The organism is Vibrio tasmaniensis, assembly GCF_024347635.1.
GTDB lineage: Bacteria > Pseudomonadota > Gammaproteobacteria > Enterobacterales > Vibrionaceae > Vibrio > Vibrio tasmaniensis.
In genome coordinates, this window is the sequence record NZ_AP025510.1 from 881,279 (window position 1) to 896,028 (window position 14,750).

General features: G+C 44.8%; 15 protein-coding genes. All 15 read left to right on the forward strand.

Annotated features, from left to right (window positions below):
* Positions 1 to 136 precede the first annotated feature (136 nt).
* On the forward strand, positions 137 to 2,248 hold the full coding sequence (locus OCV44_RS04245) for a flagellar hook-length control protein FliK (RefSeq protein ID WP_139685250.1): 2,112 nt from the start codon (positions 137 to 139) through the stop codon (positions 2,246 to 2,248).
* Positions 2,249 to 2,360: 112 nt separating this feature from the next.
* Entirely contained in the window at positions 2,361 to 2,849 is a 489-nt protein-coding gene (gene fliL, locus OCV44_RS04250; protein ID WP_139685249.1) for a flagellar basal body-associated protein FliL, read from the forward strand.
* Positions 2,850 to 2,856: 7 nt separating this feature from the next.
* Positions 2,857 to 3,900, forward strand: coding sequence for a flagellar motor switch protein FliM (gene fliM / locus OCV44_RS04255; protein ID WP_009848546.1), 1,044 nt, complete (start codon positions 2,857 to 2,859; stop codon positions 3,898 to 3,900).
* 29 nt (positions 3,901 to 3,929) lie between these two features.
* A complete protein-coding gene (gene fliN / locus OCV44_RS04260; protein WP_004739851.1) occupies positions 3,930 to 4,340 on the forward strand; it encodes a flagellar motor switch protein FliN in 411 nt (136 codons plus the stop codon).
* Positions 4,340 to 4,780, forward strand: coding sequence for a flagellar biosynthetic protein FliO (fliO, locus tag OCV44_RS04265; protein WP_139685248.1), 441 nt, complete (start codon positions 4,340 to 4,342; stop codon positions 4,778 to 4,780). The genes fliN and fliO overlap by 1 nt, the downstream gene beginning before the upstream one ends.
* On the forward strand, positions 4,767 to 5,696 hold the full coding sequence (gene fliP / locus OCV44_RS04270; protein ID WP_211349765.1) for a flagellar type III secretion system pore protein FliP: 930 nt from the start codon (positions 4,767 to 4,769) through the stop codon (positions 5,694 to 5,696). The genes fliO and fliP overlap by 14 nt, the downstream gene beginning before the upstream one ends.
* Positions 5,697 to 5,707: 11 nt before the next feature.
* A complete protein-coding gene (gene fliQ, locus OCV44_RS04275) occupies positions 5,708 to 5,977 on the forward strand; it encodes a flagellar biosynthesis protein FliQ (protein ID WP_009848543.1) in 270 nt (89 codons plus the stop codon).
* A 6-nt stretch (positions 5,978 to 5,983) separates the two neighbouring features.
* Positions 5,984 to 6,766: a flagellar biosynthetic protein FliR gene (gene fliR, locus OCV44_RS04280; RefSeq protein WP_139685247.1), complete on the forward strand. Its 783-nt coding sequence runs from the start codon at positions 5,984 to 5,986 to the stop codon at positions 6,764 to 6,766.
* 9 nt (positions 6,767 to 6,775) lie between these two features.
* Entirely contained in the window at positions 6,776 to 7,906 is a 1,131-nt protein-coding gene (flhB, locus tag OCV44_RS04285) for a flagellar biosynthesis protein FlhB (RefSeq protein ID WP_139685246.1), read from the forward strand.
* A 317-nt stretch (positions 7,907 to 8,223) separates the two neighbouring features.
* The gene (gene flhA / locus OCV44_RS04290) at positions 8,224 to 10,326 is read left to right on the forward strand and encodes a flagellar biosynthesis protein FlhA (protein ID WP_086048962.1); all 2,103 of its coding nucleotides are present in this window, start codon (positions 8,224 to 8,226) and stop codon (positions 10,324 to 10,326) included.
* A gap of 27 nt (positions 10,327 to 10,353) precedes the next feature.
* Positions 10,354 to 11,865, forward strand: coding sequence for a flagellar biosynthesis protein FlhF (gene flhF / locus OCV44_RS04295; protein ID WP_139685245.1), 1,512 nt, complete (start codon positions 10,354 to 10,356; stop codon positions 11,863 to 11,865).
* 13 nt (positions 11,866 to 11,878) lie between these two features.
* A complete protein-coding gene (locus tag OCV44_RS04300) occupies positions 11,879 to 12,766 on the forward strand; it encodes a MinD/ParA family protein (RefSeq protein ID WP_139685244.1) in 888 nt (295 codons plus the stop codon).
* Positions 12,759 to 13,493: an RNA polymerase sigma factor FliA gene (locus tag OCV44_RS04305; protein WP_009848537.1), complete on the forward strand. Its 735-nt coding sequence runs from the start codon at positions 12,759 to 12,761 to the stop codon at positions 13,491 to 13,493. Before OCV44_RS04300 ends, OCV44_RS04305 begins: the two co-directional genes overlap by 8 nt.
* Positions 13,494 to 13,535: 42 nt before the next feature.
* Complete coding sequence (gene cheY / locus OCV44_RS04310; protein ID WP_012603445.1) at positions 13,536 to 13,904, forward strand: chemotaxis response regulator CheY; 369 nt, start codon at positions 13,536 to 13,538, stop codon at positions 13,902 to 13,904.
* A gap of 114 nt (positions 13,905 to 14,018) precedes the next feature.
* Complete coding sequence (locus OCV44_RS04315) at positions 14,019 to 14,750, forward strand: protein phosphatase CheZ (protein ID WP_086048965.1); 732 nt, start codon at positions 14,019 to 14,021, stop codon at positions 14,748 to 14,750.

A 14,750-nucleotide genomic window follows, 5' to 3' on the forward strand; every position in this document is an offset into this window, starting at 1 on the left:
TAAAATTTATAGGCATGTTTCTTGCTCTGTCTTATATAAAATTGCGCGTTGTGTCTAGCTAAGGCATAAATCGTATCCGACTTTCTTTTTGTTGCCTGATGAATGGCGGCAAAGCTAGTAGATAGAGCTTGTATATATGAATGTTAGTCTTTCCTCAAATTCAGCGGCCAACAAAACGTCATCGTTGTTGGACTCCGGTACTGCCTCTTCAAAGGTAGAGGAAACTGGAGACTCTAAAGGTTTCTTTGAGTCTTTTAAAGAAGCGCTAGGCTTTGAAGAGAGTGACAGCAAAACAACAGTGAAAGATGCAGAAAACACTGAGAAATCTGATGCTAAGCAGGATTCTACCGAAGATGAAGCGTCAGCTGAAGTTAAGAAAGGTGATTCAGTTGAATCTGATGCGACTGGCGAAGTAAGCGAAGCGAAAAGCGAGCAAATGGCTTCAGAAGTCGAGGGTGAGAACACCACGGATAAAACCTCTTCAGAGGCAGAGTCTGGTACTGAGTCACAACTGAAAGCCAATTCAGCAGATAATAGTACTATGCCTAACAAGGTGGATGGTAAACAAGAGCAGTCTACGACCAACGATTCTAAAGAACAGACTGATCAACCCAAAGTTCAGGCTTCATCTACGGCAAATGAATCGACCCAGGCATCGCAAGCGACGGCAGCGATGAATGAAGGGAACAAGTTATTAGGCCAGTTGGATGAGGCAAACAAAACGCTAAATCAGACACCTAACGGCAAAGCTTTGCCACAACAGGCTCAGGTAGACCAAGCTCAAGGTAATATCCCGGGAGCTACTGTTGCAGGTCTTACACCTGCGGGCGAAGTGAGTAAACAGATAAACCAAACCGATGCAACGAATCAAGATGGTACACTAGAAGTTGATTCTGAAATTGCTGTGCTTACTGGTGGAAAGGGTGTTTCCCAACTGACCGATGATGAAATCCGACAGTTGATGGATAAAGGCGTCACTCCCGAGCAAATTGAAGCCAGTATGAACCGAGAGCTGAGTCAAATGAATGCGGCTAGCGCTACAGCGGCCGAACAGAGCCAAGCGCTCTCAGCTGCGGATATTGAGCTTGCTAAGCAGGTTGACGCCCATACCAAAGCACTAAAACAATTGAATGGACAAATCGAATCAGAACAGTCTGTTGTCGATAGCTTGCTTCAGAAGCAACAGGGCGGCGCTAAATTGACGGCCGACGAACAAGCCGCTCTGACTCAAGCGACATTGAAATTACAGACATTGAATCAACAGCTAACCAATGTTCAACAGCAAGCTACGGCGTTACTAAGCCAAGAGCCGAATATGAACAGCGCATCCGGCGAACCTGCTGCTATTGATTGGGATAATACGGATTCAAGCGAAACTAAAGCTTTAGCTGCGGCAGCATCAACAGCAGCTGTAGCGATGGCTGCACAACAAGTGTCAGCGCAGGCCGCTTCTCAATCAACAAACAATGCTCTTACGGATAAGGCAGCAATGCTGCACGCCAACAATGCACATGTAGCCGCTCAACAAGCTAATGTTGCTTCACCTCAGCAGCAAGCAACGTTGGATCCAGCTTTAACCGCGCAAGGGATCGCGATGAATGCAGCACCAGTCACTACAAAAGCAGGCTCTACTGATGCGCTTCTTAAAGCGGGCGCAGGTGCCGCTGCATTGTCAGGCTTGGGTAAAGCTGGCGCGAAAGACGATTCTAAAGACTCGACCTTTGCTCAGCAGATCGCTTCTGCGGCGGGTGCACAAGGTACAGCCACAGTAGGTTCAGCTCCGACACGAGCAGAAATTCAAGCGGCTCAACAGGCTCCTTTGCAGCTCACTAAAGAGCTAGCCAACGAGCAGGTGGCAGAAAAAGTACAAATGATGATGTCTAAGAACCTTAAGAACTTGGATATCCGTCTTGACCCACCAGAGTTGGGGCAGATGAAAATTCGCATGACCATGAATAATGACGTGGCGAACGTGCACTTTACTGTCGGTAGCCAACAAGCGAGAGAGGTTATTGAACAAACCTTACCTCGTTTGAGGGAGATGCTTGCTCAGCAAGGGATGCAGCTTGCTGAGTCTTCAGTTCAGCAGCAGAATTCTGGTCAGGGGCAAGACAGGTACAACAATGGTGAGCAACAATCAGGCTCTAACCGTATAAATGATGGTCAAGGTGATGAAAACCTTGATAGCAACAGCAATCTTGAATTGAATGTCACGTCAAAGCGTGATGGAATTAGTTATTATGCCTAGTATCAGGCTAAAACACTTAGCTAATAGAAAGAACGCTTAGTTAATAGAAAAAACCGTTAGTTAATAGACAAAACCGTTAGTTAATAGAAAGAACAGGAAGTTAGAGCTGAATATGGCAGAAGAACAAGAAACACCGAAAGGAAAGAGTAAGCTTCTTATTATCGTTATCGCGGTTGTTGTGCTGTTACTTGGAGGTGGTGGTGCCGCATTTTTCTTAATGGGTTCCGATGATAAAGCTGAGAGTGCTGGATCGTCAGCTGAGGTTCAATTCATGGACGCTGATCCAGTGGTCTATGTTAATGTGCCTCAAGCTTTCTTATTTAACGTTACGGGCGATAAGAAAGATCGCTTAGTTCAGATAAAAGTACAGCTGATGGTACGTGGTATGAAGAATGAAGTTCTCGCTCGATACCACTCTCCACTTGTTGAAAGCGCACTACTTGCTACATTCGCTTCGGCGACGGTCGATCAATTACGATCTCCTGCCGGCAGAGTTGAACTGCGGAACAAGGCGACTGAAGATATTAAAGCAAGCTTAACTCAAGCTGTTGGCCAGCCGGTCATTGAAAAAGTGTTATTCACTGACTTTGTAATTCAATAGGTAATATGTGACCGATTTATTAAGCCAAGACGAAATTGATGCGCTATTACATGGCGTTGATGATGTTGAAGACGTTGAAGATGTCTTAGAAACCGAAAGTGACAATACGGTCAATTTTGATTTCTCATCACAAGATCGAATCGTTCGTGGTCGAATGCCGACCCTTGAACTTATTAACGAGCGTTTCGCACGTCATATGCGTATTAGCTTGTTTAATATGTTGCGTAAGACGGCTGAAGTGTCGATCAACGGCGTACAGATGATGAAATTTGGTGAGTACCAGAACACACTCTATGTACCCACAAGTTTAAACATGGTTCGCTTCCGCCCGTTAAAAGGTACTGCGCTAATCACGATGGAAGCTCGGCTTGTTTTCATTCTCGTAGAGAACTTTTTTGGTGGTGATGGTCGTTTTCACGCCAAGATTGAAGGTCGCGAATTTACACCAACAGAAAGACGAATTATTCAGTTACTACTGAAAATTGTTTTTGAAGATTACAAAGAAGCTTGGTCTCCCGTGATGGGCGTTGAGTTTGAATACTTGGACTCTGAAGTAAACCCAAGTATGGCTAACATTGTGAGCCCTACCGAAGTGATTGTTGTGAGTTCATTTCACATTGAAGTCGATGGCGGCGGCGGTGATTTCCATGTGGTTATGCCTTACTCAATGGTTGAGCCGATTCGTGAACTGCTGGATGCTGGTGTCCAATCAGATAAAATGGAAACCGACGTTCGCTGGAGTTCAGCATTGCGTGATGAAATCATGGATGTGCCAGTTAACTTCCGTGTCAATTTGCTCGAGCAAGATATCTCTTTGCGTGATTTGATGGAACTTCGTCCTGGGGATGTTATCCCGATGAATATGCCTGAGCATGCAACCATGTTTGTTGAAGAGCTGCCGACCTATCGTGTGAAAATGGGCCGTTCTGGTGAGAAGCTCGCGGTACAGATTTCTGAAAAAATTGAAAGACCTCATGTGGTCAAAACCGATCTCGCCTTTCTTGGCAAAGACTTAATGTCTGAGCTGGAAAATAGTGAAGATGAAGAATAGCAAAGTAGATAAAAGTATAGGAATTGGTAATGGAACCTAGTGAAGATCAAAAGCTAGCAGACGAATGGGCTGCAGCACTTGGTGAAGACCCTTCAGCGCCGTCAATTGATGTTGATGATGTTCTCGCGGCACCACTTGATGAGTTAACCGACTCATCGTCTCCAATTTCAGAAGATGAGCGTCGTAAGCTGGATACCATTATGGATATCCCAGTGACTATCTCAATGGAAGTCGGCCGCTCTCAAATTAGTATCCGTAACTTACTTCAATTGAACCAAGGTTCGGTTGTTGAGCTAGATAGAATTGCTGGTGAGTCACTTGACGTGATGGTTAACGGCACTCTGATTGCTCATGGAGAAGTGGTTGTGGTGAATGACAAATTTGGTATTCGTTTGACAGACGTTATTAGTCAAACAGAACGAATTAAGAAGTTGCGTTAATGGGCTTCTTGTCTCAAAGACTGGCGGGCTCTTCTCTCGGAATGACAGGTTTGTCTCGCAGAGTCTTGGGAGTAGGGCTACTAGCTACTCCTTCTATTGCCTTTGCGGCAGCGCCCCCTTCTCTCGATTTAGCGACCACCTTTGGGTCGCTAATTTTCGTTATAGCCTTCATTTTATTTATTGCTTGGCTACTGAAGCGAATGCAAGTGCCTGCGATGTCGAATCAACAAGGTTTGGCTATTGTTAGGCAAATTCCGGTAGGCACAAAAGAACGTATTGCCATTGTACAAGCGGGTGATGAACAGTTCTTGGTTGGCATTACTACACAATCGATTCAGCTGATCTCTAAGCTCGATAAACCTCTTACTCAGGAGATGCTGGAAAAAAGTACATTTTCAAGTCAGCTTTCCCAGCTAATAAAAAAAGATGCAAACAAGTAACGGATTTTTGAATCCATTTTACTTTTGCCATGCCGGATTTTTCCGTACGGTGAAAGTGTGGTTGGTTCAGCTCATTATATTCTGCTCTCTCGTATTTAGCGTGTCAGTATTTGCACAGGTTGAAGATGGGACTGTCATTCCTGCGAATACCGCTGGATCTGAGTCGGTCACCATCAGTACGATGCAGCAAGATCAAGCCCAATCGAAGACTATGACCACTGGTAGCTTAACCGGTAATGGTGGCGGTATCCCTGCCTTTACCATGACCACCAATGCCAATGGGGGTGAAGACTACTCGATTAACCTGCAAATTCTTGCGTTGATGACCATGCTTGGCTTCTTGCCGGCGATGGTTATTTTGATGACATCGTTCACTCGTATTGTGGTTGTGATGTCTATTTTGCGTCAGGCAATGGGTCTTCAACAAACACCTTCAAACCAAGTGATTATTGGCATTGCGATATTTCTGACCTTCTTCATCATGTCGCCAGTAATCAGTCAGGTAAATGAACAAGCAGTTCAGCCTTATTTGAATGAACAGATATCAGCGCGACAGGCGTTTGATGTTGCCCAAGGGCCGATTAAGTCTTTTATGCTTAAACAGACTCGAATCAAAGATCTTGAAACTTTCGTTGAGATATCCGGTGCGCAAGTAACCAACCCAGAAGATGTTTCAATGGCGGTTCTGATTCCTGCGTTTATCACGTCTGAATTGAAAACAGCTTTCCAGATAGGCTTTATGTTGTTCTTGCCGTTCCTAATTATCGACTTAGTGGTGGCATCAGTTTTGATGGCCATGGGTATGATGATGTTGTCACCAATGATTGTATCGTTGCCGTTTAAGTTGATGTTGTTCGTTCTTGTTGATGGTTGGAATTTGATACTCTCCACACTCGCCGGCAGTTTTGCCTTGTAGCTGGGGGAAGCATGAATCCTGAAATATTCGTAGATTTGTTCCAAGATGCCCTTTGGATGGTACTAATTATGGTTTGCGCCATAATTATTCCTAGCCTGCTGATTGGTTTGGTTGTGGCTGTTTTCCAAGCGGCTACTTCGATCAATGAACAAACTTTAAGTTTCCTACCACGTTTGATCGTGACGTTATTAGCGTTGATGATGTTTGCACATTGGATGACCCAAATGATGATGGAGTTCTTTTTCGAACTCATCGAACGCTTGCCACAAGTTCTTTACTAAACCGATATGGAATACCCAACGAGCCTTGTACTAGAGTGGTTAGCCAATTATTTTTGGCCCTACACTCGCATCTCAGCCATGCTGATGGTGATGACAGTAACCGGTGCGCGCTTTGTGTCGCCGCGTATTCGTCTGTATTTAGGTTTAGCGATCACCTTCGCGGTGATGCCTGCGATCCCCGCTGTTCCTAAAGATATTGAACTGCTCTCTTTCCAAGGTTTCTTGACTGTATTTGAACAAATCGTGATTGGCGTTGCCATGGGGTTTGTCACCCAATTCATGATTCAAACTTTCGTAATGCTCGGCCAGATCTTGGGTATGCAATCAAGCTTGGGGTTCGCCTCTATGGTGGATCCGGCTAACGGGCAAAACACGCCAGTACTGGGCCAATTGTTTATGTTGCTAGCGACCATGTTTTTTTTGGAGACAGACGGTCATCTAAAAATGCTACAGCTTGTGGTGTTCAGTTTTGAGACTTTACCCGTTGGCAGTGGAAGTTTGACCTCTGTTGATTATAGAGAGCTTGCTCTGTGGTTGGGTATCATGTTCAAAACAGCATTAGCAATGTCATTGTCTGGTATTATTGCGCTGCTGACGATTAACCTTTCGTTTGGTGTAATGACGCGTGCGGCGCCTCAACTAAATATCTTTTCTTTGGGTTTCTCATTTGCGCTACTCGTGGGCCTATTGCTTTGTTGGTATATCCTTGGCGGCTTGTTTAGTCACTATGAGTTATTCTGGATACAAACCGAACAACAGATATGTCGTCTAATCAGGTTAGAGTGCTAGGAGACTAAAATGGCAGAGTCAGACGGTCAAGAACGCACGGAAGACGCCACGCCCAAACGCTTGCAACAGGCCAAAGAGAAAGGGCAGGTTGCAAGGTCAAAAGAGTTAGCGTCGGCGTCGGTACTTATTGTTGGTGCGATTGCTTTAATGTGGTTTGGTGAATCGATGGCGAAAGCTTTGTTCGAAACAATGCAACGTCTGTTTTCTCTGAGTCGGGAAGAAGTTTTTGATACCACAAAACTCCTCGAAATTGCGGGTGGCGCATTAGTGAACCTGTTGTTCCCGTTGTTCTTAATCCTGATAACCTTATTTGTTGCAGCCGTCATTGGTGCGGCGGGTGTCGGCGGAATTAATTTCTCTATGCAGGCGGCGATGCCTAAGGCGTCTAAGCTAAACCCACTCAGTGGTATTAAGCGTATGTTTGGCCTGCAGAGTTGGGTTGAACTGTTGAAATCTATCTTGAAAGTGGCACTTGTTTCGGGAATGGCCATCTATCTTATTCAAGCTTCTCAACACGATTTAATGCAACTGAGCATGGAGGTATACCCACAGAATATCTTCCACGCTTTAGATATCTTGCTCAATTTTATTCTGCTGATCAGCTGCTCTTTGCTTATCGTGGTGGCGATTGATATCCCGTTCCAGATCTGGCAGCACGCCGATCAGTTGAAGATGACCAAACAAGAAATTAAAGACGAACACAAAGATACGGAAGGTAAACCTGAAGTTAAGGGGCGCATTCGTATGTTGCAAAGAGAAGCTGCCCAGCGCCGTATGATGGCTGACGTACCTCAAGCGGATGTAATTGTGACCAACCCGGAGCATTTCTCTGTGGCTCTACGCTATAAGCAGAATCAAGACAAAGCCCCCGTTGTAGTTGCTAAAGGTGTTGATCATATGGCAATGAAGATCCGTGAAATTGCACGTGAAAATGACATCTATATTATTCCAGCGCCGCCGTTGGCTAGGGCGCTTTATCACACTACCGAACTAGAACAACAAATTCCTGACGGTCTGTTTACAGCAGTTGCTCAAGTGCTTGCATATGTGTTTCAACTGAAACAGTACCGAAAACGAGGCGGAGAGAGGCCAAAACTCCAAGATTCTAATATGCCGATCCCACCTGATTTACGACATTAGATCAATTGCTTGAGCTCTGCTTGATGAACCCTGATAATAGCGGGCTAGCTAATCCTCTTTTTAAAGAGGTGATGGCAATAATTTGACGTAAAGTGTTGGTACAGTGTTTGCTATATCAACCCCGACTATATATAAGCCGGTCATTAATAAACTTAGCATTGTAAATCTGAGCATTATAAACCCGATCAGTATAAACCTTTGTGTTATAAGCCTGTGCATTTTTAACCTATGCACTTTAAACCATAGCCATATAGCTTAGACCTGAGCCTCAAATAGCTTAGTGAGATGGCTACAACATAGCGAAACTGTCTAGACTTATGAAATTCTCCCTGCCTTTTGCGGACAAGCTGCCTAAAATTCCTAATCGTGCGATGCCTGCAATTGGCGCGCCCGTTATGGTACTTGCGACGCTCGCTATGGTGGTGTTGCCAATACCAGCCTTCTTGTTGGATATGTTCTTCACTTTCAACATTGCGCTGTCTATGGTTGTTTTACTGGTTTCGGTTTATACCCGCAGGCCTTTGGACTTTGCTGCCTTCCCAACAGTACTTCTGATTGCAACTCTACTTCGATTAGCCTTGAACGTTGCTTCGACACGTGTGGTATTACTCCATGGTCACGAAGGTGGTGACGCGGCCGGTAACGTTATTGAAGCTTTCGGTAACGTGGTTATCGGTGGTAACTACGCCGTAGGTCTAGTGGTGTTCTTGATTCTGATGATCATCAACTTCATGGTTGTAACCAAAGGTGCGGGTCGTATCTCGGAAGTAAGTGCACGTTTCACACTAGACGCCCTACCGGGTAAACAGATGGCAATCGATGCCGATTTGAATGCGGGTTTGATCGACCAAGATCAAGCTCGTACACGACGTTTTGAAGTGACCAAAGAGGCCGACTTCTACGGCTCGATGGACGGTGCATCTAAGTTTGTAAAAGGCGATGCTATCGCTGGTATCTTGATCTTATTCATCAACATCATTGGCGGCTTGAGTATCGGTATGGCTCAGTTTGACCTTGGTTTTGGTGAAGCCATTGAAATCTATACGCTACTTACTATCGGTGATGGTCTGGTTGCACAAATTCCATCGCTGCTACTTTCTATTGCTGCGGCGATGATGGTGACGCGTCAAAATACCGATGAAGACATGGGCGAACAACTTGTCTTCCAAATGTTCGATAATCCCAAAGCCCTAATGATCACTGCCGCTATCCTCGGCATTATGGGTATTGTTCCTGGTATGCCACATTTCTCATTTTTGAGCCTTGCTGCTGTAGCGGGAGCCGGTGCTTACTTTATCGATAAAAAGAACAAGGCAAAGGTAGAAGAGAAAAATCTACCTGCAACCGCTAATGCCAATGGTGATAAGCCTGCATCGCAAAAAGAACTGTCTTGGGATGATGTTCAACCGGTAGATATTATTGGTCTCGAAGTGGGGTACCGCTTGATTCCTTTGGTCGATAGAGACCAAGGTGGTGAGTTGCTTGAGCGCGTTAAAGGTGTACGGAAAAAACTGTCTCAAGATTTTGGTTTCTTGATTCCAGCGGTTCATATTCGCGATAACTTAGAACTGACGCCAAACAGCTATCGAATTACCTTGATGGGGGTAGCGGTTGGTGAGGCTGAAATCAAGCCGGACATGGAGCTCGCGATTAACCCTGGTCAAGTCTATGGGATGATAGATGGAGAGCCGACGATTGACCCTGCCTTTGGCCTTGAAGCTGTCTGGATTCGTGAAGAGCAGCGTGAACACGCACAAGCCTTAGGTTATACCGTTGTAGATTCTTCAACCGTACTTGCCACACACCTTAGCCAGCAGTTAACGAATAACGCTTCACAGTTGATTGGCCACGAAGAAGTTCAAAACTTACTTGAGATGCTTAGCCGATCAACACCTAAGTTGGTGGAAGGTTTTGTACCGGATCAATTACAGCTTGGTGTGGTTGTAAAAGTTCTGCAAAACTTACTAAATGAAGCAATTCCAATTCGTGATATTCGAACCATTGTTCAAACTTTGTCGGAGTACTCTTCTAAGAGTCAAGAACCTGACATATTAACTGCAGCTGTTCGTATCTCACTTAAACGACTAATTGTTCAAGAAATCAATGGTATAGAGCCGGAATTGCCAGTTATAACCTTGATTCCTGAGTTGGAACAAATCTTGCATCAAACCATGCAGGCATCCGGCGGAGAATCTGCTGGTATTGAACCTGGTTTAGCCGAACGTTTACAGACCTCACTCAGTAACGCGACACAAGAGCAAGAACTGAAAGGTGAGCCAGCGGTATTATTGACCTCTGGTGTTTTACGCTCGACTTTGGCTAAGTTCGTGAAAAACACGATTCCAAGCTTGAGAGTATTATCTTACCAAGAGATACCAGACGAAAAGCAGATACGCATAGTACAAGCTGTTGGTAATTAAGCCGCCTAATTAGAACGGACGATCGAATTGAAAATTAAACGATTTTTTGCAAAAGATATGCGAACAGCTCTGCTCCAAGTTAAAGAAGAACTTGGCTCAGAAGCGGTGATCATGTCTAACAAAAAGGTCGCAGGTGGCGTGGAAATTGTGGCCGCTATTGATGGCGAATCCAGCCCATCGACAGCGAGCCCTAGACTCAATAAACCCAAGCAGCCTACGCAAAGCCAGTACACCCAAATGACTGAGTCAAAAGTACCAGCTGGGCGTCGTCAATTAGATGATGACAAGGTTAGCATCCAACCTAATGCTGAAGGCGGACGCTCAATGACCAAGCGCTTTGCGAACATGCTAAAGCAATACAGTCATGGCGCAGAAGATGAGCAACAACATCGCGCTGAAAACGAAGACTCGCTATCAGCATTGCTCAATCGCCAGTCAAGTAAGGGCCATCAACCTCAGAGTAGCCAGCATTCTAGCGGCAGTCTCGACTCGGCTTTTGCTCGTGAAACGGGTTTATCTAAATTGATTGCCGAAGATCGCAGAGTAGAGCGTCCAGCACCTCGCTTAGATCCTACCCGTTATGATCGTGGTCGAGAGAATACTCAGTCCAAAGGTTCAGATACTGAAATGGAAACGATGCGAGACGAGATGACTTCAATTCGTCGTCTGTTAGAGCATCAAGTATCAGGTTTAATGTGGCAAGAGGTTGAGCGTCGTGAACCGCTCAGAGCCATGCTTATCAAGCGCCTAGAGCGTATGGGAGTATCTGCAGAATTAGCCGATCAAATGGCTTGCTATATTCCTGAAGACACCAAACCAGCACGAGCATGGAAAGCCTTGCTTGCTCTGGTCGCTGATCAAATCTCAGTAACACAAAAAGATATTTTAAAACGCGGCGGTATTGTGGCCTTACTTGGCCCGACTGGCGTAGGTAAAACAACGACGGTTGCTAAGCTAGCTGCACGTGCTGCCATGGAATATGGTGCGGATAATGTTGCGCTAGTGACTACGGACACATATCGCATTGGTGCACATGAGCAGTTATCGATTTATGGTCGAATTATGGGTTGTCCTGTAAGAGTTGCTAAAGATTCTAGTGAATTGGCCGATGTAATATATCAGTTACGTAATCGTCGCCTGATTCTGGTTGATACTGCAGGTATGGGACAACGAGATGTTCGCCTATCTGAGCAGTTAGACACATTGATGCAAGAGAGTGGTTCCGTTATCAATAGTTACCTTGTGTTACCCGCAACCGCGCAACGCAAAGTACTACAAGAAACCATTGAACACTTTAGAAGAATCCCGCTGTCGGGATGTATCCTGACGAAGCTGGATGAATCGCTTAGTTTGGGTGAGTTCATCAGTGTGGTAATACAAAATGCATTACCAGTTGCTTATATAGCAAATGGTCAACGAGTTCCTGAAGATATCGTTATCGCTCAGCCAAAGTACATGATTGCTAAGGCCAATGAGTTATTAGAAAAATCTACAGAGAATGAACCTCATTACTGGAATAGCGATTCTGAAGGGCTCTAGGCGGCGGATAAATATGAATGAGAATATGATACACGATCAAGCTAGCGGCCTCCGTCGCTTAACCCAGCCTTCACTCACGAAAGTTATTGCTGTAACGGGTGGTAAGGGAGGCGTCGGTAAATCGAATGTAACGTTAGGTATGGCTATTTGTATGGCTCGCCAAGGCAAGAAAGTCATGGTGCTGGATGCTGACTTAGGATTAGCTAACGTAGACATCATGCTCGGCATTCGTTCTAAACGAAATCTTGGGCATGTGTTGGCTGGCGAGTGTGAGCTTAAGGATGCGATTGTCGAAGGACCGCATGGAATTAGAATAATTCCAGCGACATCGGGCACACAAAGCATGACTGAACTTTCACACGCTCAACACGCCGGGTTGATTCGTGCTTTTGGTTCGCTTGAAGACGAGATGGATATCTTGTTGGTTGATACAGCTGCGGGCATATCCGATATGGTCATCAGCTTCTCAAGAGCAGCGCAGGATGTGGTTGTGGTGGTTTGTGATGAACCAACGTCGATTACTGATGCATATGCATTGATTAAACTGCTGAGTCGAGAGCACCAAGTTCAGCGATTCAAAATCGTTGCAAATATGGTCAGAAGCTACCGCGAAGGCCGAGAATTATTTGCAAAGTTGACTTTGGTCACAGAGCGCTTCTTGAATGTGAGCCTCGAACTCGTAGCATGTATTCCTTTAGATGATAAAGTACGTCAATCAGTTAAGAGACAGAAAATCGTAGTAGATGCGTTTCCTCGCTCTCCAGCTGCATTGGCAATCAGCTCTTTGGCTAATAAGGCATTGACCTGGCCAATACCAAAAACACCAAGCGGACACTTGGAGTTTTTTGTTGAAAGGTTGGTGAACCGTACTGAATTTATAGAGGAACCATTTGGTGAATAAAGCGCTTACTTACGATCAACATGCTAATCACAATAGCCAACAGGCTTTTTTTGAGAAGTACTCTGTGTTGGTTAAGCGTATCGCTCATCATTTGTTGGGGCGATTACCGCCTAATGTATTAGTTGATGACTTGATTCAAGCCGGCATGATTGGCTTGATTGAAGCACAACAGAACTATGATGGTACCAAAGGCGCAAGCTTTGAGACGTACGCAGGTATTCGAATTCGTGGGGCAATGTTGGATGACATTCGCCGCGGGGATTGGGTGCCGAGATCGGTTCATAAAAATAATCGAGAAATCAGTAGTGCAATCGCAGAATTAGAGGGCACTCTCAATCGCGATCCTAGTGATGCTGAAGTGGCAAAGCACATGGGGCTGAGTTTAGACCAGTATCACAGTGCGTTAACTGATATTAATTGCTCAAAATTGGTTGGGATAGAAGACTTAGGTGTCTCTGATGATGTAATATCTCCGAATGAAGATTCTCAAGATAATACGCCTTTTCAAGGGGTTGCTGATGAATCATTCCGCCAAGCTTTGATCGACTCGATAAAACAGCTTCCGGAAAGGGAAGGCCTCGTGCTTTCGCTTTATTACGACGAAGAACTCAATTTAAAAGAGATTGGGGAAGTATTAGGTGTCAGCGAATCTCGTGTCAGCCAAATACTAAGCCAATCTATGCAGCGTTTACGCACTAAATTAAGTGCTTGGACACAGAACGACTAACAACACTGATTTTATTCAGTGGAGGCTAATTTGAACAAAAACATGAAAATTCTCATTGTTGATGACTTTTCAACGATGCGCCGAATTGTTAAAAACCTACTTCGTGATTTAGGTTTCAACAACACTCAAGAAGCAGACGATGGCTTGACCGCGTTACCTATGCTGAAAAAAGGCGAATTTGATTTCGTGGTAACTGACTGGAACATGCCGGGTATGCAAGGTATTGATCTTCTAAAACACGTCCGTGCAGACGCTGAACTTAAGCACCTTCCAGTGCTTATGATCACAGCAGAAGCTAAGCGTGAGCAGATCATTGAAGCAGCGCAAGCGGGTGTTAATGGTTACATTGTGAAGCCGTTCACTGCCGCAACTCTAAAAGAGAAACTCGACAAGATTTTTGAGCGTTTATAAGCACTCATAATAACCTGTTTTAGGCGCTTCATAGAGAGACATTAACTTTTTTGTTTCCCGTTTATCTCTAAGGCTGAAGCGTCACAAACTATGCGGAGTAAGGCCGGACTCAGGATGATTTCATTAGAACAAGCAAAAAAATTAGTAGAACTGCTTGAAAACGATGAGCAGCAAGGTGCTGATTCTCTTGTTAGAAGCATTTATGAAGATAATTTTAATCTTCAAGATAACCCAATGCTTCAAGAAATAGGCAGTCTGACTCGTGACCTCCATGATTCTTTGACACAATTCAACTTTGACGAGCGTATTAACGTTATCGCAAATGATGAAATCCCTGATGCCAGGGATCGCCTTCAGTATGTCATTGATAAAACGGAAGTTGCGGCGAACAAGACGATGGACGCTGTCGATCGTTGTATGCCAATTGCAACTAATTTACACGAGTGTTTACTTCAAGTAAGGCCTCAATGGAATGAACTGATGCATGGCCGCATTGAGCTGGTAACATTTAAAGCTTTATGCCACCGCATTGATGGATTACTTGTCCAAGTAGAAGGCGATAGTACTGAACTACGTGGACAACTGACTGAAATCTTGATGGCTCAGGATTTCCAAGATTTAACTGGGCAGATTATTAGCAAAGTTATTACCTTGGTGAATGAGGTTGAAGGACGTCTGGTAGAGATTCTCACCGTATTCGGAGCGAATCAAATAGAACCAACACCAGAGACAGAGAAGAAAGCATCTATTGCTCCTGAGGGTCCGATCATGAACCCAGAAGCTCGTGAAGATGCTGTTGCATCTCAAGATGAAGTCGACGATTTGTTATCCAGTCTTGGATTTTAA